Source organism: Occallatibacter riparius (assembly GCF_025264625.1).
Classification (GTDB): domain Bacteria; phylum Acidobacteriota; class Terriglobia; order Terriglobales; family Acidobacteriaceae; genus Telmatobacter; species Telmatobacter riparius.
Genome location: NZ_CP093313.1, coordinates 537,590 through 556,127, shown reverse-complemented (window position 1 = coordinate 556,127; position 18,538 = coordinate 537,590). Strand labels below are relative to the sequence as shown.

Below are 18,538 nucleotides of genomic sequence, written 5' to 3'. Positions count from 1 at the left end.
AAGTATTTCCTCAAAGGCCCCTGAACGATGCGTTGGCCCTCACAAGATCGTGAGGTTGAGCGGGCCTATAATGCGTAACCGAATCCATGCCGAGGTGTTTTCATGCGTAAGTTCTTGAGCGCTATTGCGCTTGTGCTGTTCTATGTCTCGCTGGGCGTCGCCCAGACCTCGATCACTCCTCAGCAGGTTCTGGCTCGCGTGCTGCAGCAAACCCCAGCCCAGGCGGCGTGGTTTGCGCCGGTGTTCCTGGCGCAGATCCAGCCTGCCCAGGTCGATGCCATCGTCAAGCAATACACCGGCACGTTAGGGGCGTTTCAGCGCGCCGATGCGACATCTGACGGCTTTACCCTGGTGATGGAGAAGGGGACCGCTCCGGCTAAAATTCATCTTGACGCCGAGGGCCGCATCGACGGCCTGTGGTTCGGCGCGCCTTCACCTTCGAAGCCGGTCAGCCTCGAAGACGCGATGAAGGAAATCTCCACCCTGCCCGGTAAATCCGCCGCGCTGGTTCTGGAAGAGGGCAAGCCGCTGGTCTCGCTGCATCCCGAGGATGCGCTGGCAGTTGGCTCGGCATTCAAGCTGGCCATCCTGGCCGCGGCCCAGCAGCAGACCGCGGCCGGCAAGCTACGCCTGGACCAGACGTTCGCGCTGAAGAAGGAGTGGAAGTCGCTGCCTTCGGGCGTGCTGCAGGGCTGGCCCGACGGCACTCCGTTGACCCTGGCCACGCTGGAAAACGAGATGATTTCGATCAGCGACAACACCGGCGCCGATGCGATGCTTTCGATTGTGGGCCGCGACCAGGCCGAGAAGCTCGCCCTACGTAACAAGCCTTTCCTGAGCACGCGCGAGGCATTCGTGCTGAAGGCAAAGAGCAACTCCGCCCTGCTGGAGCGCTACCGCAAAGCCGATGAGAGCGAACGCCGGGCCCTCCTGGCCGAGGTCGACATGCAGCCGCTGCCAGAGACAAGCCAGTTCAGCGACGCCCCTACCGCGACGGACATCGAATGGTTTTTCACGCCTGAGGAGCTTTGCTCGTTGGCCGCAAAGGCAGCCGATGCCACCGCGTTCCAGATCAACCCCGGCCTGGCCAATCGCGCGCAGTGGCGGCAGGTCGCGTTCAAAGGCGGATCGGAGGGCGGCGTGCTCAACATGACCACCGCGTTGATGGGCAAGAACGGCAAGCATTATTGCGTGGCAGTCACATGGAACAACGATGCGGCTCTCGAGCAGGCGAAGTTCTTCGGGATCTACGGGAGCATTCTCAATACGCTGGCGAAATCGTCCTCCCAGTAACAATCACCGCTCAATGACTATCGGCCCTGACCAGCGCCGAAGGCGCCGTTGGCCGCACCGCAGGTGCCCGCAGGGGCGGTATACTCGAATCTGCGACTCGGGCAGTTTCTTGACTCGCCGGACGCACGTTTTCCGGAGGTTTCTGTTGGGTTCGAAGAGTTCAGAGACGAAAAGGCGCATCCGCTCGACGACGGTCATTTGCGTCCGACGTAACGGCCAGGTGGTGATGGCTGCCGACGGCCAGGTCACCCTAGGCGACCACGTGTTGAAGCACTCAGCACGCAAGATTCGCCGGCTCTATCAGGAGAAGATTCTCGCGGGATTCGCGGGCTCGACAGCAGACGCGTTCAATCTGTTTACCCGGTTTGAAGCCAAGCTCGAGCAGTACGCCGGGAACCTGAACCGTGCCGCGGTCGAACTCGCCAAGGACTGGCGCACCGATAAGATGCTACGCAATCTCGAGGCCCTGCTGCTGGTGGCCGACAAGAACCAGACATTTCTTATCTCCGGCTCGGGCGACGTAATTGACCCCGACGAACCGCTGGCGGCTATCGGTTCGGGCGGTAGTTATGCCACGGCTGCGGCGCGCGCACTGATGGAGAACACCGAAATGGGCGCCCACGATATTGCCGAGAAGGCAATGAAGATCGCGGGTGACATCTGCATCTATACGAACAACAATGTGACGTTTGAAGAGCTGAAGTAATCTGATCGAATTGGGAGCCGCATTGAGCGCCGGCCAGGAGTAGTAAAGAGAAGAATGGCAATCTATCTTCCCGCATCCGCTGAAGAACAAGACATCTCACTCGACGAGCTGACGCCGCGCGAGATCGTCGCCGAGCTCGACAAGCACGTCGTGGGGCAGAAGGCCGCCAAGCGCGCCGTGGCTATCGCGCTGCGCAACCGCCAGCGCCGCCAGAAGCTGCCGCCCGACCTTGCCGACGACATCATGCCCAAGAACATCATCATGATTGGGCCGACCGGCGTGGGCAAAACCGAGATCGCGCGGAGGCTGGCCAAGTTGACCAACTCGCCTTTCCTGAAGGTGGAGGCCTCGAAGTTTACCGAGGTGGGCTACGTGGGCCGCGACGTCGAGTCGATGATCCGCGATCTGGTGGAGATTTCCATCGACATGGTGCGCGAAGAGCGCCTGGAAGAGGTGGAAGACCGCGCGGAGATGAATGCCGAGGAGCGGCTGCTCGACCTGCTGCTACCGCCTCCGCCGGGTACGCCCTCAGGGCAGGAAGGCCAGCTCAAGCTACCCGAGGCAGATTCTCACCAGCGCTCGCGCGAAAAGCTCCGCCAGCAGTTCCGCGAGGGCAAACTGGACGATCGCATGGTCGAGCTCGACGTGCGGCCGAGCAACATGCCGCAGTTCGGCATCATCAGCAACCAGAACCTTGAGGACATGGAGATGAACCTCAAGGACATGCTGCCGAACATCTTTGGCTCGACGCCGAAGAAACGGAAGATGAAGGTGGCCGAGGCGTTCGATTACCTGGTGCAGGAAGAAGAAGGGCGCCTGATCGACATGGACAGCGTGAACCGCGCCGCCGTGGAACGCGTGGAATCGAGCGGCATCATCTTCCTGGACGAGATCGACAAGATCGCCGGCCGCGAGGGCGGGCACGGACCCGACGTCTCGCGCGAAGGCGTGCAGCGCGACATCCTCCCCATTGTGGAAGGGACTACGGTTAACACTCGCTACGGCATGGTGCGCACCGATCACATCCTGTTCATCGCCGCCGGTGCGTTCCATGTTTCGAAGCCAAGCGACCTGATCCCGGAATTGCAAGGCCGCTTCCCCATTCGCGTCGAGTTGCAGTCCCTGACAGTCGATGATTTCCTGCGGATTCTCACGGAGCCGAAAGCGTCTCTGACCAAGCAGTACTCGGCTCTGCTTGAGACGGAAGGCGTGAAGCTCGAGTTCTTCCCTGAGGCGCTGCGCGAGATGGCTGAGTTTGCGTTCAAAGTGAATGAGAGCACGGAGAACATTGGGGCCCGCCGCCTGCACACAATCATGGAGCGCGTCCTGGAGGATGTCAGCTTCCTCGCGCCCGACGTGGTGAAGCGCGCCGCCGACGCACAGGGGCCGGGCGTGATTGCCGACGGGATCAATGCCGAGGCTTCCGCACCTCTGCCCTATGAGGAGCGCATGACGGCTTCAGGACCGGAAAAAGTCTTCACAATCACCGATGGTTACGTGAAACAGATGGTCGCTTCGGTCGTGAAAGATCAGGACCTCAGCCGCTACATCCTGTAAATACAGGAAATAGGAATAGTCGGAAGCCCTGGACGAGTGCCGGGCTTTTTCATGTGGTCCCTCCAATTGCCCAAAGGCTGTCCCTCTGGTCAGCCGTCTTGCATCCAAACGGGTTGGAGCGTACCACACCCAGGTACGACCGACATTCGGCTTGCCCGGAATCCCTCATTTCGTTGTATGCTCCATTGGCGGGATTTCGAAAGGAGGCACTTCATGAAGCGCCCCATCCGCGTCATCACAGTCGAACGAGAGTACGGCTCGCGCGGCGCCGAGTTCGCACACGATCTTGCGGCGCGCCTAGGCTGGCAACTGCTCGATGCTGAACTCATAGCGGGAGCCGCCCGTACCGCCGGCGTCCCCACAGCTCAGGCTGCCAAGTTCGACGAGCGACTCGATCCCTGGTACTACCGCTACGGCAAGGTCTTCTGGCAGGACTCGATGTACTCGACGACCGGCCCCTGCGATGAGCAGTTCTTCGATTGCCAGCGGCTGTATGCGCTCATTCACAAGGAGATTCTGGAAGCCGAGAAACAGGGCAATTGCGTGATCGTAGGCCGTGGCTCGGCGATTGCGCTGGCCGGCAAGCCGGGATGCTTCCATGCGTTTGTCTACGCCACCATGGCCGCCAAGAAGGAGTGGTTCGAGCGGAGTTTCCCGGACCACGCAGGCCGCGCCGAGGAGGAGCTTATCGCCGCTGACAAGCGGCGCGCCGCTGTGGTCAAGCGCTATTACAATCAGGAGTGGTGCGCGCGCGGGCACTACCACATGCTGCTCAACTCGTGCATTGGCATTGATGCGATGATCGAGGCCGCCCTTGCCGCGACGGGGCTGCATGCCGTTGAGGCGGTCGGCCGCTGAAGGAGATCAGACTTCTACGCGCCGTACGCGCGAGGCGATCCGCGTGAAGATCTCCCACGGGATGGTGCCGGATGCCGCAGCATGATCGAACGCGGTAATGACCTCGCCGCCTTGTGCGCCAAGAATCACCACATCATGTCCCGGCCCCACACCGTCAATCTCCGTCACGTCAAGCACTGCCTGGTCCATGCTGATGCGCCCCACCAGTGGCGCGCGCTGGCCGCGCACCAGCAGGCTGAAGCGATTTCCAAGGCGCCGGTCGATTCCATCCGCATAGCCCAGAGCGATCAAAGCCAGTCGCATCGGCTCCGTCGCCACAAAGGTGCCGTTGTAGCCGATTTCAGTGTCGGCAGGAATCTCCCGTACGCTGACGACGCGCGTCTTCCACTCCAGCACCGGCTGCAGACTGGCGCGAGCCGAGGTGAGTGTTGCCGGTGCATGGCCGGCCGGAAAGTCCGGATCGAATGCCGGAGCCAGCCCGTAGAGCGCGAGGCCGAGTCGCAGCATCGGAACTAGATTGTGCCGCCCGGCAAGATCGCGGAGTGTGCGGCCATCTCCGCCCAGCAAAGCTGCCGACGCTCCAACGCTCAGAAATTCCGGCTTGGGAACTCCGGCGGGCAGTTGTGACTCGATCGCTGCAAGCGCTTCTTCGAGCCGCGCTAGTTGCGCGGGTGTCGTTTCGCCGTGCGCCTCGTCTGAGGCGTAGAGATGCGTCATTACGGCCTCAACCCGCAGGGGCGACTCCGGTCCAAACCGGGCCAGCAGACTGGGCAGATTTCGCAGCGCAACCCCCTGCCGGCTCATGCCTGTGTCGATCTCGAGATGTATTCCGACCGATTGCGGCGCCGCTCCCGAGGCCCGTGCTGCCGTTTCCAGCTCATCGAAATGCCAGCCATCCCAGGCTACCGGGGTCAGCGAATGCTCCAGCACTGTGGAGCACTGCCCCGGAAAGACTCCACCGATGATAAGAATGCGCGCGTCGAGATGAGCTGTCAGGCAAGCCGCGCGCGCGGCTACGCCTTCCTCAACGCTGGTGACACCGAGCCAGTGCGCGCCAGCTCGTACTGCTGCGGGCGCACACAGCGCCAGGCCGTGACCGTAGGCGTCAGCCTTCACAATGGCAAGACACTCGGCATCGGGGCCGGCCAGGCCACGCAGAAACCGGTAATTGTCCTCGAGAGCGAGGGTGCGAATCTCGACCCTGCATGGGCGTGTTTTCAGCGTTGAATCCAAACCTGAGTCCAAGAGTCAGTTTATCGCCCTGAGGCTGAGGCGGGTTTCACCAGCGCGTATGCCACAACGGTCTCGGCATCATCGCCCAGTTCGTTCACGATCTGCATTTCCAGATCGTGCGGGACGGGCATCTCGCAGGCAGCGGTTTCTTCGTCACTCGCTGAGGTGAAGCACAGCTCGCAGCAGGCCAATGCGCCACTCTCCTGCCGGACTGGCGGTCCGAAGACCCGGCAGGTCATCGGCCGCCATGCATACACATCGCATCGTCCTGTCGCCGGATCGAGCGCCGGACACGCGGCGTCGTTTGCAAACTCCTCGAAACCTTCCTCGTCGGCCTCGGAGCTGCCAAGCGTGCCAGTCTCTGAGTCGCCCGGAAACGCTGCCCTCCACTGCTCGATCCAGGCAAGCGCCCGCTGCGTTACCATCGCTGCTTTCGCAGGATCTTTCGCGCGCAACTCATCCATGCCGGCTCGCAGCCGCGCCGCATCCAGCGCGTTGATCGCGAATGCCCCATGGCAGCACTGTGTGCATCCCGGCCGGCATGCGAGATGCGAACCAGCCCGCCGCGCGGCATCGGCCCACGCCGCATCCATGATCTGAATCAGTTCGGAATCGCGCGCGGGTAGAGCCATAGCGTCAGCGTACACTGGACCGCATGGAACCGTGCCCTCGATGCAAGAGATTTGCTGAGCGGATAAACATGACCTCACCCCGCGAATACAGGGACTTGGTCCGCCAACTCATCGAGATCGTGTCACAGGGGACGTTGCTGATCGTGCATGCTGATTGCTTACTCAATGAGGTGCTTGGGCCGATCTGGCCGGGTGACTCGCTCTCGCACGATTTTCAGTGCACCACCTGCGGACGGGCATTCAAGCTGCATGTAGATACCTATCACGGCGGCGCGGGTTGGGAGCCCGTGAATTGATGCGTCAGGCTCTGTAAGCGCCGATGCGGGTTTCTTTCTGCGTCAGCGAATCGCAGGCGCGGTCCAGCGTCTCGTAATCCGCATCGTGCTCCTTGCGGAATGCGCGGAAGGCTTCTTCGCTGTTCCAGCGGTCGATGGTGAGGTACGAGCCGGGAACGTAGGCATCACGCAGCAACTCAGTGCCGCGGTACTCGGGTGATGACCGAAACAGCCGCGCCCAGTCCCCTTCAGGACCGTAAGCCGCTTCGAATGCTGCAACTTTCTCTTCGGCAATCTCAAACTGCCAGATAACGATAAACATGCACTGACCTTTGCTTTCCATCGTATCGCAGAAGCCGGTTTACTTCCGCGGACTGTCAGCGAGCACCTCGGCGAAGTGCCTTGCCTGCCTGTGCCCAAGCTGCTCGATCTGCTCGCGGCAACTGAAGCCGTCAGCGACCACGATCGTTTCGTCGCTGGCCTTCTCCACCGCGGGCAACAACTGCTGGTTGGCAATCGTCTTCGACACTTCGAACTTGTCGACCTCAAAGCCGAATGGGCCGGCCATGCCGCAGCAGCCCGCCTCGATCATCCATACATTGGCTCCCGCCTGCCGCAACAGCTCGACCTCCGCTTTCGGTCCGCCGAATACAGCCTTGTGATGACAGTGACCATGAATCAGGATCTGCTTGCCTGCGAGGCGCTCCTTGGCGGGTCCGGCCGCGAAGCCGGGCACTTTGGCAGCGAGGAAGTCTGCGAGCAGCCAGACGGAATCGCGCAGCAGCGTGGCACGGCGGTCGCTGGGAAACAGCTCAGGGAGCTCATCTTTGAAAACGCTGGCGCAACTCGGCTCAAGGAAGATGAACGGCAGGCCGGCCTGGATCTGAGGCTCCATGCGATCGAGCACGTTCTTCAAGTACGAGCGCGCGTGATCCAGCAGCCCGAAGTCGTAGAGCGGCCGTCCGCAGCAGATATGGCCTCGCGGCACTTCAACTCGGAAGCCAGCTTCAGTGAGCAGGGATTCAGCAGCGTTCAGCGAACCCGGATGGTAGTAGTTGTTCCATGTGTCGGGCCACAAGAGCACCTGCGATGTGGCTGCCTGCGAATCGCGTATCTTTTCCAGACCGGTCTTTCGTGTTTTCACGAAAGGCCTTCTAGCAAGCTCCGGCAACCTGCGTTCCTTCGCCACTCCCGCCATCCACTTGATCAGCGGGCTTGTCATCGGTCCATTGAGAATCGCGTTCGTAAGCCCCGGCATCACCGACCCGAACCGAGCCATCTTGTCCGCGAATCCGAAGATGTAATGCTGCAGCGGATGCATTCGCCCTTTGTAGCGCTGCGCCAGGAATTCGGCCTTGTACTGCGCCATGTCCACCTGAACGGGGCACTCGCTCTTGCACGCCTTGCAACTCAGGCAGAGGCTGAGCGCCTCGTTCACGGCCTCGCTCTGGAAGCCCTCTTTGCGCAGGCTACCGGCAAGCATCTCCCACAGAAGATGCGCGCGGCCGCGCGTGGAGTGCATCTCTTCGCCCGTACCCTGGTAGCTGGGGCACATCACGCCGCCCGACGCCTTGCGGCATGCGCCTACGCCCACGCAACGCTCCGTGGCGAGTTCCAGCGAGCCGTGATCCTTGGCGAACACGAAGTGCGTTTCGAGCTGCGTCTCTTCGCGCGGATGATTCGCGGGGCTCGTGGGCGTGTAGCGCAGGTTCTCCACCGGGTCATAGACGCGCACCGCATCCACCAGCTTGCCGGGATTCATCTTGTTATCTGGATCCCAGAGGTGCTTGAACTCGCGGAATGCCTGCATCAGCTCCGGCCCGAACATCTTCGGCAGCAACACAGCGCGCGATTGTCCGTCGCCGTGTTCGCCACTGAACGAGCCGCCGAACTCGATGACTACGTCTGCCGCACGATCGATAAACTCGCGGAATTTGCGCAGGCCGGCATCCGTGCGGAAATCGAAGTTGATGCGCGTGTGCACGCAGCCTTGGCCGTAGTGGCCGTAGAACGGGCTCGTGTAGCCGTACTCGTCCATTAGCTTTGTGATAGCGCGCAGATATTTGCCCAGCAGCTCCGGCGGAACCGCGGCGTCTTCCCAGCCCTCGCAGCGATCCGGCTCGCCCGGTACGAAGACCACTGCGCCGAGCGCGGACTCGCGCACATGCCAGACGCTCTTCGCCTCTTCCGGCGTGCAGACGTGAGCCGCCGGCGAATCGGGCCACGAGCCCGCATCCCGAGCAAGTGCTTCGGCGCGGGTGTGAGCTTCTTCCGGACTGTCCGCTCCGATTTCGACGAGCAGAAAGCCCACGCCTTTCGGCAGGCTGTTCAATTCGGTCAGCGCCAAGCCCTTGCGGCGCATGAACTCGACCAGGAGATGGTCGAAGCCTTCCAGGCCGATCGGCTTGTGCTGCAGCGCGAGCGGAACTGCGTCGGCCGCCGCGAATGCGTCAGGAAAGCCCAGCACGACCAGTACACGATGCTGTGGGCTCTTCGTCAGGTTCAGCGTGGCGGAGAGCACGTTGACGCAAGTGCCCTCGGTCCCTACTAGCGCGCGTGCAACGTGGAAACCACGCTCGGGCAGAAGCTCATCGAGGTTGTACCCCGAGACGCGCCGCGGAATTCGCGGGAACCTTTCTCGGACCAGGTTGGCGTATTTGTCGCGGATGCCCTTGAGGCCTGCGTAAATCTGCCCCCTGCGTCCGCCATCGCGAATGATCGCGTCGAGTTCCTCTGCGCTTGTCTTGCCGACCGTCATGCGCGTGCCGTCGTAGAGCACGATGTCGAGCGAATCTACATTGTCGACGACCTTGCCGCCCAGCAGGCCATGCACGCCGCAGGAGTTGTTGCCGATCATCCCGCCAAGCGTGCAGCGGTTGTGCGTCGCAGGGTCAGGCGCATAGGTGAGTTGGTGCCGCTCCGCCGCATCGCGCAGTGAATCCAGCACAATGCCTGGTTCGACAATGGCCAGCTTCGTCGCCGGATCAATCGACGCGAGGCGGTTCATGTACTTCGAGTAATCGAAGACCACCGCGACATTCGCGCACTGCCCGGCCAGGCTGGTTCCGGCCCCGCGGGGCAGAACCGCGGCGCCCACTTCGCGGCAGGCAGCCAGCGCGGCTTCCACATCCGCCGCATCGCGCGGCAGCACGACGCCAATAGGCAACTGGCGGTAGTTCGACGCGTCGACCGCGTAGAGCGCGCGCGATCCCGAGTCGAAGCGGATCTCGCCACGAACGGATTGCTTTAGGCGCGCTTCCAGCTCGCGATGGGCGGCGAAGCGCTCATGTTCATGAGGAGTGAGGTTGCTCAAAATCGGAAATGAGCTCACCCGCCCATAGTAGCGCGGGAACGCTCTGGTCGACTCATCCACTCAGCGGTTGGAGGCTTGAGTTACACTCGCCTCAGCTTTGCGAAGCGAGGTGCACAATGGCTCCAGCCTCCGATGTATCTGCGGAACCGCCAAGGCTGTCACCGTGGTACTGGTTTATCGCCGTGGGTACGGCTGAACTGCTTATTGCCCTCATTGCCGTCTATGTGATTCACGCGCCGCTGGCGGTGATCTTCGTGCTACTGCCTACTTCCATGCTCCTGTTCGATCCGTCGCCGGCCGACTTCACGAAACAGCTTTTCCAGGCATTGATCATGTTCGGCGGCACGTTCCTGCTCTATGGAACTGCAGGGTGGTTCGTGGGCAGTGGGATCCAAGATTGGCGCTCGTGGAGGCAGGCTCGTTCACACCGGCCATGAACTAGCGCCTTCTCCGTTGCGAGGTCTGCGGATGAAATGAGCTATCGCGCAGGCCACTCCTCTACAACCACGCCCAGATCGTTCAGCCTCTGAATCGCGGCTTCCACGTTCCGCCGCACCAGCGGGCGCTTCTTGCGGTCGGCTTCGGGTGACTCGGCAATCGCTACCACCCGTCCGTACGGCCATGCTCGCTCAGGCAGCGCGATCAACGCCTTGGTCAGGTCTTCAGGTCGGATCTGCAGCTCCTGCCGACGAGCAGCCTCCGGGCGCAGCATGCTGCCTTGCCCAACGTCGCTGGGGTTCGCGTCGGCCTGAATGATCCGCAGATCGATCGTGTCCGCATCCACGCTGATGAAAGGGTTTTTCCACTCACCGGGATCGTGCACGTTAATGTAGTGGCTCTTTGTGGGTAGCGGAATTTTGGCCAGCTCGGCGCGGTCGGCGTCGCGCTGCGTGGCTGCGGCCTGCGCCTTCTGTTCGACCTGAGCGGCATGCTGGGCGACATTCTGAACAGCCTGCTTCTCCTGGCGGCAGCCGGAAATGGCAGCAGCCAGCAGCAGCAGAGTAACGGCCGCAGCGCCCTTCATGCGAAACGGGGGGATCACGGATCAAGGATAACAGGGGGAGCTTTTCAGGCAGTACGGAAGTTTTCTAATCCCTAATCCTCCTTAATCTCTATCCCCGCCTCCCCTTGACGTTCGACAAGAAGTCTCGGTATTCTCTTGTCGAATATCGGGGGGAACTGCCTAATGCCGACTTCCGTAGAACTCTTACAGGGGACGCTCGACATGCTGATCCTGAAGGCCATTGCCAACGACCCGCAACATGGCTGGGCCATTGCGCAGCGCATTCAGCAGGTGTCGAACAATGTGCTGCAGGTGGGGCAGGGGTCACTTTATCCCGCGTTGCACCGCCTTGAATACAAGGGCTGGATCAAGGCGCAGTGGGGGGCCAGCGGCAACAACCGCAAGGCGCGTTTCTACTCCCTCACTGCGGCCGGTCGAAAACAGCTTGCTGCTGAACTCGACAACTGGCAGCGCCTGGCCGGCGCGGTCAATCTCGTTCTGCAGGAAATCTGAGGAGGCGGCCCATGTTCAGCGAGATGATTGCGCATCTGGGGTTCTTCTTTCGGGGCAAGCGCCGCGCTGAAGTGGATGAAGAACTACAGTTTCACATCGAGCGTCAAATTGAAGAGAATATCGCCGCCGGAATGAGTCCCGATGAAGCTCGCCGACAGGCAGGCGTCGCGTTCGGTGGCCGTGAACGCGCGCGGGAGCAATGCCGCGAACAGCGTCCCTCCTGGACGCTTGAGCTGTTGCTGCGCGATCTGCGCTTCTCGTTTCGCGGCTTGCTGCGCAATCTCGGCCTCACCAGCGTAGCGGTGCTTACGCTGGCGTTGGCTATCGGAGCCAACACCACAATCTTCAGCATGCTGAGCCAGGCGTTGCTGCGCGCGCTTCCCGTCGCCGACCCACAGCAGCTTGTGGTGCTTAGCTTCGCCGGCTCCATTCAGGGCCACGTCCACTCAGAGGGCGGAAATTCGCCTGGGCATCGCCACGAGTTCTCCTATCCCATGTATCGCGACCTGCGCGACCGCAACGACGTGTTCAGCGGGCTCATTGCTTCAGGCATGGCTGAGGCCGGAGTCACATGGAACAACCATGCTGAAGCGCTCTATGCCGAGATGGTCACCGGCAACTACTTCAATGTCCTGGGCGTGCGGCCCGCGGCGGGCCGCGTCTTTGGCTCGGGGGATGAAACCGCCGAGGGCGCGAATCCTGTAGCAGTCCTGAACTTCGACTACTGGCGCACCCACCTGGGCGAAGCGCCGGTGGAAGGCCGCACACTCCTCATCAATGGCACGCAGTTCACTATCGTCGGCGTCGCATCGCCAGGATTCCGCAGCGTAGTGTGGGGCCGCACGCCCGCTCTCTACGTGCCCATTACCATGCAGCGCACGCTGCTCCCGGCGTGGAAATTCGTCAGCGATCGCAATTCCTACTGGATCGACCTCGTCGGGCGCCTCAAGCCCGGCGTCACCGCCAAGCAGGCCGAGTCGGCGGTGAATCCGCTCTTTCACGCGCTGCGTGAGCAGGAGTTCTCAGCCCTTCAAGATCAAACGGCGAATTCGCGCAAGGAATACCTCGACGGCACGCATCTGAACCTCGAGGATGGTGCGCGTGGTTTCTCTCCGTTGCGTGACGAAGTCACCATGCCGCTCATGATCATGATGGGGATGGTGCTTCTGGTTATCGCCATGGCCATTGTGAATGTGGCTAGCCTTCTGCTGGTGCGCGCCGCCAACCGCGTGCGCGAATTCAGCGTCCGTTATGCGCTCGGCGCGACAGGCTCGCAGATCATTCGCCAGCTTTTGTGCGAGGGACTACTGCTGGGTATCGCGGGAGCCGGGCTTGGCCTTGCCATCGCGCCTCAAACGCTGCGCCTGCTCATACGCTGGATGCAGGGCAGCACAGGCGACACATCGGCCTTCATGGCTTCGCTCGATTGGCGTGTCTTCGCCTTCACCGCTCTGGCGATGCTGGCCGGAAGCATGATCTTCAGTCTCGCTCCTGCTGTGCAGTTCAGGAACCCGCGTTTGGCCGACTCGCTCAGGCAGCAGGCCAATACTGGCTTAGGCGGTTCGCTTCGCTTCCGCCGTACCTGCGTTGCGCTGCAGATAGGCTTCAGCCTGCTCCTCATGGTGGGTGCCGGAATGTTCGTGCGCACCATCCAGAATTTGCGCAGTGTCGATCCGGGGTTTGCCACCGATCATCTGCTGAAATTCAGCATCGCGCCGCAGTTCGCCGGCTATCCGGGTTCTGCCATTGTTCCCGTAGAATTGCGCATACTCGACGCGCTCTCGAGCCTGCCGGGCATTCGCGGCGTTGCAGCCACTAATGACAACGAGCTCTCCGACGAGCAGGTTTCCGGCGACGTCTATGTCACGGGCTACTCCAGTCAGCGGGATGAGGATGAATTCGATGTCGAGCTGCCGTGGGTGAGCACCGGGTACCTGCAGACCATGGGAATCCGCCTGGTCGCGGGCCGCTATTTCAGCGCCAGCGATACGGTAACTTCACAGAGGGTCGCCGTCGTTAACGAGAGCTTTGCGAAGCACTACTTCGCCAATCCGCAGGCTGCACTGGGCAGGCACCTCGGCCGGCCTAACCGGGCGACTACAACGGACGCAGTGATCGTCGGAGTCGTCGCCGACGTGAAGCACACTTCTGTGAAAGCACAGCCGCTGCCCACCTGCTACACGCTCTTCCATCAGGCAACCCGGCCCGGAGGCCTCTCCTTCTATGTGCGCACCTGGCAGACGCCCGAGTCGGCGGCAAACACCATCCGCGCCGCGGTTGCGAACATTGATAGCAAGCTCATCGTCAACGACGTCGGAACCTTGACGCAGCAGATTGACGAGAACCTCCTCACGGAGCGCAGCATCGCGTTGCTTGCGCTTGTGTTCGGTGGACTGGCCGCCCTGCTCGCCGGCATCGGGCTTTATGGAATCCTGGCCTACTCCACGGCGCAGCGCACGCGCGAGATCGGCATCCGCATGGCTCTGGGCGCGCGCCGCGGCTCCGTGGTTGCCCTCATTTTGCGCGAAACACTGATCCTTGCTGGATGCGCCGTGGGGGCCACCATTCCGCTGGCGCTCCTGGCCGCACGGGCGGTGCGCAGCCAGCTCTTCGGTGTGTCGTTCGCAGACCCCGCGGTCTACCTCACCGGCATTCTCACCATCTGCATGGTGGCCGCGTTGGCCGGATTCCTGCCGGCGCGGCGCGCGGCCAGCGTCGACCCGGCACGAGCGCTGCGGACGGACTAGGTTCTCACAGCCTCAATGGTCATCGTCGTCGGTGCCGTCGGACCATTTCTTCACCGGCACCATGAACGTGGTGACGTGTTCTCGTTTGTCATTGTCGGCCAGGATAGGCGAGTCTGGCTGGCTTGCTCCCCACTCCGCTGGCTCGTACTGCGAAATGAAAAACATCAGATGCGGATGCCAGTGCCCAGCGTGCACGTTGATAATCCCCTGCTTGGAAAGCATGTAGCACATGGCTCCGGGCTCCATCGGGGGCAGTTCCTTCTTGTCGATCGCCGCCGAAACAGCCTCGATCATCTGCTCTTTGCTCCTGCCAGCGAGAATCAGATCTGTCTTCCTGATCACGCGAGGCAGGTAAGAGCGTGCCGCGGCAGCGTTGTAGCAGATCGGTGCCCGCAGCTTCGTACTCCAGAAGTCCGGATCGTCCACAGGAGAGGTCCAGGAACGCTGCACCACGCATACGAAGCCGTTCTTCCCCTGAACGGCGGTTTCGTAACCATGGCGGCCGAGCACCAGGACCTCTGCGGCGAGGGCAATCGATTCCGGTGCGGCGCTCCTGGCAAGCGCAATTTCCGAATCCCGATTCTCGATCAGATACTGCTCGAGCGGAGCCATCCCCGACGCTGTTCCGTTGGTGTCCTGTGCAATCACGGGGCACGCCGCGCCGAGCACAACGATAATCCTCAGGCTCCTGATCGCAATGGAGCCAACACATCTTGCATGCATGGGCTTCTCCTTCTCGCGTGGGTATATGGGTTGATATCAACGCGAGTGAGTATGCCATGAGCGATCAAAGGTGTTGAAGGTATTCAGCACCAGCCGGACTTAGTGTGGCACGAACCGGCATATTCGCCTCGAATTTGAGTCAGGCCCAGAGCCGCTTCGGATAATGGCCGTCCGCCACCATGTGAGCGATCCGGTCGACCGCGCGCGGATGATCGCCCCTGTCCGTGATGCCAAACCAGTCCTCCTGGCTGGGAAGTACCCTCACGCGAATCTGCTCTTCCTGGATCATGCTGTTCACCGTGTTGGGCAAGTAGCACTCGGCGTTCAGGTCCTCATGATGCTTGGCGAGGAAGCGAATAAAATGCTCGCGCAGGGGCCCGAAGATCGTCGGTGTAAATCCCCACAAATTCATGGAGACGACCTCGTTGCCGGTGAGCTGGATCTCGCGGCCGGCCGCATCGGCGTTGCGAATGCGCCCGCCGTCCTTTTCGATATCCTTCATCTCTACGATCTTGCGCAGGTAGCCATCGCTGCCCACTTCGCATACACCGCGAGGAACCGGCCTGAAGTCTGAGAGAGTGTTACGCAGCGTGAAGCCCACCATGGCCTGGTCGCTTGACCCGGAACAAAGGTGCCTGGCAACCGCGCCAAGGCCCTGCGCACCGTAAAAGTCGGCCAGGTTCATCACCGCGAAAGGCTCGTGGATCGCCCCTGCCGCGCCGAGGAGGGCATGCGTGGTTCCCCATGGCTTGGTGCGCTCTTTGGGAATCCCAAATCCCGGCGGAATTCGATGGTGGTCCTGGATGACATATTCGAGCGTCATCCTGCGGCCAAAGCGCTCCTTCACAAATTCGCGGCCCAGCGCCTCCTGCTCCTTGCGGATGACAAAAATGATGCGGCCGAAACCAGCGCGGCGGGCGTCGAAGATGGAGTATTCCACGATGGTCTCGCCGGCGGGGCCCACCGGATCGTGCCACTTCACACCCGTGTAACGGCTGCCCATTCCGGCAGCGAGAACAAGTAAGGTCGGACTCATCATGGCGTATCAACCTTTCCTGCGTGCAAGCAGATAGGACTCCGGCAGGCGCGTAACGCAAATGCCGGAGCGGAACCGTTTGGGGAGCGCGGGTTGACGTGGCAGGGATTTTGAGAAGGCGCGACGATCGCGTGCGGACAGCCGTGAAGCCGAATATCTCTAATACATCTGGTGTTTCCCATGACAGGAAACCTCTGAAACCAGAAGCCCTTACCGAACAAAGCCCCGAAAAGGCTCCCGCTCCTTACGGCGGAAAGTTTAGCACCGTTTCGAGCGGGACGCGCGGCGATTTCGGAGCGACTCTTACGGGTGCAGGTGTGTAAATCCGCGTGTCCCGATCGCCATGACCAGGAACAGCGTGAAGTTGTAAGTAGCGTGCGTCAGGGCTGAAGCCGCCAGCGACCGCGTGCCCAGCCGTACCGCGCAGAGAATCAAGCTGACGGTGAAGATCAGCACCATGGGCCCCAGCGCGTTGCCGTTCTGGCTCAGATGAAACACAGCGAAGATCGCGCTGGTCACTACGGATGCGAGGATCATCGCGGGGAGCGACCACTGCGGATGGCCGTTCTCGGCCAGCGGGCGCGGTGCACGTTTGGTTATGCGCTCGCCGAGCCAATCGAATGCGGTGGAGAGCGCCGGCAGCAGGAACCCGCGGAACATGATCTCCTCGCACAGCGGCGCGACGGTCACTGCGAATCCGAACATAATCCACACGGCCTGTGGTGTGGTCAGTAGACCCGAGATGGGCGAGTGGTCGGGGAAATGAAGCAGCGCCTTGGCCGCGAACGCAAGCAGAAAACAGCTTGCGCCCGTCGCCATCAACAGCGGCCACCGGCGGCGGGCGGTCGAGGCATTCCACTGCAGGCCGGCGAGGAAGCTCTTACCCCACAGTGATGGAAAGATGGCCACTGCCGGCGCAAACGCCACCAGGTACCAGATAGCCATGGTGCCCACTGCGTAAGCCATGCTGTGCATCGCGTCTTCAATCTTTGAGACGCCGAACGCGCGCAAGTAAACCGCCGCAAAGATCACGATGATCGCGGCGAACAGTCCACCCAGCATGACCGCGCCGAGCAGAGCAACATGCCCCAGGTGCGGGATGCGGACCGGCTTGGCGGGCGGTGCGAGCGCAGCTTCAGCTGGCGTCGACGGCATCTCCAGGCCAGCGGGAACGGCGGGAACAGGTGCTGCGGTTTCGGACGTAGCGGCGGTGGCGTCCAGCATGGGACCTCAAGTCAAGGATGCGGCCATTCTACCGGCGGGTTCAGCCCTCGGGGAAGGACGCGAAGGTTGTAGAGGCTACGCCGGTCGCGACTGTGCTAATTCGGCAGCACGGGCCAGCAGCACGCAAACTTCGGCGTCCGAGGTCTGGCTGAAGTCGTCGTACCATTGGCCCACTGCATCAAGATCCGCCGGCGTCAACAGGCAAACAACCTGGCTGCCCTCGCGCTGGAGCTGGGCGACTACCTGCCGCGCTGCGACGGGAACCGCCACAACGATTCCCGTCGGGTTCCGCTGGCGCAGCGAGGCGACGGCCGCGCGCATGCTTGAACCTGTGGCCAGGCCATCATCCACCAGGATTACGGTCTTTCCCGCCACTTCGACGGGTGGCCGGTCACCGCGGTAGGTCTTCTCGCGGCGATCCAGCTCTGCGCGTTCGTGGGCGGCTATGGCTCCAACAACTTCGCTGGGAATGCCGAGATGCCGGATGATGTCAGGCGAGAGCAGTTCGATATCGCCAGGCGCAATTGCGCCGATGGCCAACTCTGGAATCTCCGGCGCGCCCAGCTTACGGACTACCCACACGTCGAGCGGCTCATGCAGCCGCTGGGCAATTTCGAACGCTACCGGAACCCCGCCCCGCGGCAGGGCAAGCACCTGCACATCTGGCAGGTTCGTGAAGGCGGCAAGCTGTTCTGCCAGCCGTCGTCCGGCGTCGGACCGGTCGTGAAAGCGCATGGGCGCCTCCTGACTTCGAGGCCATTCTAGGGATGCAGTGACGACGGGGAAAGGACGGCTGTCACACACGCTTCATGTAGCGCCGGCCGTCGATCTCGTACTGGCCGCTCGCGACTCGCGCGATGGCCTCCGAGTACGCCTGGTGCTCCTCGGCCAGAATGCGCTCGGCGAGCGAGTGGGCGTCGTCGGTGTCAAGCACCGGGATAGCGCGCTGCAGGATCATTACCCCGTGGTCGAGATGTTCGTCGACGAAGTGGACTGTGCACCCGGCGATCTTGACGCCGTATTCAAACGCCTGCGTCTGCGCATCGAGTCCCGGAAATGCCGGCAGCAACGACGGATGAATGTTGAGGATACGGGTCGGGAACGCGTGGATGAACTCCGGCGAGAGCAGCCGCATGTAGCCGGCAAGGATGACCAGATCCACGTTGTTCTCACGGAGGGTGGCGAGCATGTCGCGGTCGTGCTCGGCGCGCGGGCGACCTTTCGAGACGTGGACCTTTGTGGGCAGGTTTAGTTGCCGGGCGGCGGCGATGGCGGGAGCGTCCGCAATGTTGGAGAGGACGATGGCGATTTCGACGTTGGGAAGAGCGCCGGAGCGGATGTTGTTGGCGATTGCCAGAAAATTGGAGCCGCGGCCGGAGAGCAGAACGCCGAGGCGAAGTTTTTTCGGGGCGGATTCCAAAGAGC

18 protein-coding genes are annotated in these 18,538 nt (G+C 61.9%); 8 read left to right on the top strand and 10 right to left on the bottom strand.

Going from position 1 to position 18,538, the window contains the following annotated elements:
• Nucleotides 1–102 precede the first annotated feature (102 nt).
• From MOP44_RS02095 to MOP44_RS02080, 4 genes are all read left to right on the top strand, one after another.
• A complete protein-coding gene (locus MOP44_RS02095) occupies nt 103–1,293 on the top strand; it encodes a serine hydrolase (protein ID WP_260794240.1) in 1,191 nt (396 codons plus the stop codon).
• A gap of 145 nt (nt 1,294–1,438) precedes the next feature.
• Entirely contained in the window at nt 1,439–1,999 is a 561-nt protein-coding gene (gene hslV, locus MOP44_RS02090; protein WP_313901045.1) for an ATP-dependent protease subunit HslV, read from the top strand.
• Nucleotides 2,000–2,053: 54 nt separating this feature from the next.
• Nucleotides 2,054–3,556, top strand: coding sequence for an ATP-dependent protease ATPase subunit HslU (gene hslU / locus MOP44_RS02085; protein ID WP_260794239.1), 1,503 nt, complete (start codon nt 2,054–2,056; stop codon nt 3,554–3,556).
• Between the two features lie 213 nt (nt 3,557–3,769).
• Nucleotides 3,770–4,414, top strand: coding sequence for a cytidylate kinase-like family protein (locus tag MOP44_RS02080; protein WP_260794238.1), 645 nt, complete (start codon nt 3,770–3,772; stop codon nt 4,412–4,414).
• Nucleotides 4,415–4,420: 6 nt separating this feature from the next.
• Here the strand turns inward: MOP44_RS02080 and alr are convergent, their stop codons facing one another.
• Nucleotides 4,421–5,659 (bottom strand): alanine racemase, encoded by a 1,239-nt coding sequence (gene alr, locus MOP44_RS02075; RefSeq protein ID WP_260794237.1) that lies wholly within the window; start codon nt 5,657–5,659, stop codon nt 4,421–4,423.
• A gap of 8 nt (nt 5,660–5,667) precedes the next feature.
• On the bottom strand, nt 5,668–6,279 hold the full coding sequence (locus MOP44_RS02070; protein ID WP_260794236.1) for a YkgJ family cysteine cluster protein: 612 nt from the start codon (nt 6,277–6,279) through the stop codon (nt 5,668–5,670).
• Nucleotides 6,280–6,347: 68 nt separating this feature from the next.
• Here MOP44_RS02070 and MOP44_RS02065 point away from each other — a divergent pair, with 68 nt between their 5' ends.
• Nucleotides 6,348–6,575 carry a hypothetical protein gene (locus MOP44_RS02065; protein WP_260794235.1) on the top strand — a complete coding sequence of 76 codons (228 nt, stop codon included), beginning with the start codon at nt 6,348–6,350 and terminating at the stop codon, nt 6,573–6,575.
• 4 nt (nt 6,576–6,579) lie between these two features.
• Here MOP44_RS02065 and MOP44_RS02060 read toward each other — a convergent pair whose 3' ends face one another.
• Complete coding sequence (locus tag MOP44_RS02060) at nt 6,580–6,876, bottom strand: antibiotic biosynthesis monooxygenase family protein (protein ID WP_260794234.1); 297 nt, start codon at nt 6,874–6,876, stop codon at nt 6,580–6,582.
• 39 nt (nt 6,877–6,915) lie between these two features.
• The gene (locus tag MOP44_RS02055) at nt 6,916–9,885 is read right to left on the bottom strand and encodes an FAD-binding and (Fe-S)-binding domain-containing protein (protein ID WP_260794233.1); all 2,970 of its coding nucleotides are present in this window, start codon (nt 9,883–9,885) and stop codon (nt 6,916–6,918) included.
• Between the two features lie 98 nt (nt 9,886–9,983).
• On the opposite strand from MOP44_RS02055, the gene MOP44_RS02050 reads away from it, so the two are divergent.
• Nucleotides 9,984–10,304 (top strand): hypothetical protein, encoded by a 321-nt coding sequence (locus tag MOP44_RS02050; protein ID WP_260794232.1) that lies wholly within the window; start codon nt 9,984–9,986, stop codon nt 10,302–10,304.
• A gap of 41 nt (nt 10,305–10,345) precedes the next feature.
• Here the strand turns inward: MOP44_RS02050 and MOP44_RS02045 are convergent, their stop codons facing one another.
• A complete protein-coding gene (locus MOP44_RS02045; RefSeq protein ID WP_260794231.1) occupies nt 10,346–10,909 on the bottom strand; it encodes a hypothetical protein in 564 nt (187 codons plus the stop codon).
• Nucleotides 10,910–11,053: 144 nt separating this feature from the next.
• Between MOP44_RS02045 and MOP44_RS02040 the strand changes: the two genes are divergently transcribed.
• Together MOP44_RS02040 and MOP44_RS02035 are read left to right on the top strand one after the other, a co-directional pair.
• Nucleotides 11,054–11,383: a PadR family transcriptional regulator gene (locus MOP44_RS02040; RefSeq protein ID WP_260794230.1), complete on the top strand. Its 330-nt coding sequence runs from the start codon at nt 11,054–11,056 to the stop codon at nt 11,381–11,383.
• 11 nt (nt 11,384–11,394) lie between these two features.
• Nucleotides 11,395–14,130, top strand: a complete 2,736-nt coding sequence (locus MOP44_RS02035; protein WP_260794229.1) for an ABC transporter permease — start codon at nt 11,395–11,397, stop codon at nt 14,128–14,130.
• A gap of 12 nt (nt 14,131–14,142) precedes the next feature.
• Here MOP44_RS02035 and MOP44_RS02030 read toward each other — a convergent pair whose 3' ends face one another.
• The 5 genes from MOP44_RS02030 to purN all read right to left on the bottom strand — a co-directional run bounded on the left by MOP44_RS02030 (nt 14,143) and on the right by purN (nt 18,533).
• Nucleotides 14,143–14,853 carry a hypothetical protein gene (locus tag MOP44_RS02030; protein WP_260794228.1) on the bottom strand — a complete coding sequence of 237 codons (711 nt, stop codon included), beginning with the start codon at nt 14,851–14,853 and terminating at the stop codon, nt 14,143–14,145.
• 139 nt (nt 14,854–14,992) lie between these two features.
• A complete protein-coding gene (locus MOP44_RS02025; protein ID WP_260794227.1) occupies nt 14,993–15,892 on the bottom strand; it encodes a glycosyltransferase family protein in 900 nt (299 codons plus the stop codon).
• 300 nt (nt 15,893–16,192) lie between these two features.
• Entirely contained in the window at nt 16,193–17,113 is a 921-nt protein-coding gene (locus MOP44_RS02020; protein ID WP_260794226.1) for a CPBP family intramembrane glutamic endopeptidase, read from the bottom strand.
• Nucleotides 17,114–17,188: 75 nt separating this feature from the next.
• Nucleotides 17,189–17,848 carry a phosphoribosyltransferase gene (locus MOP44_RS02015; RefSeq protein WP_260794225.1) on the bottom strand — a complete coding sequence of 220 codons (660 nt, stop codon included), beginning with the start codon at nt 17,846–17,848 and terminating at the stop codon, nt 17,189–17,191.
• 61 nt (nt 17,849–17,909) lie between these two features.
• Entirely contained in the window at nt 17,910–18,533 is a 624-nt protein-coding gene (purN, locus tag MOP44_RS02010; protein WP_260794224.1) for a phosphoribosylglycinamide formyltransferase, read from the bottom strand.
• Between the last annotated feature and the right edge of the window lie 5 nt (nt 18,534–18,538).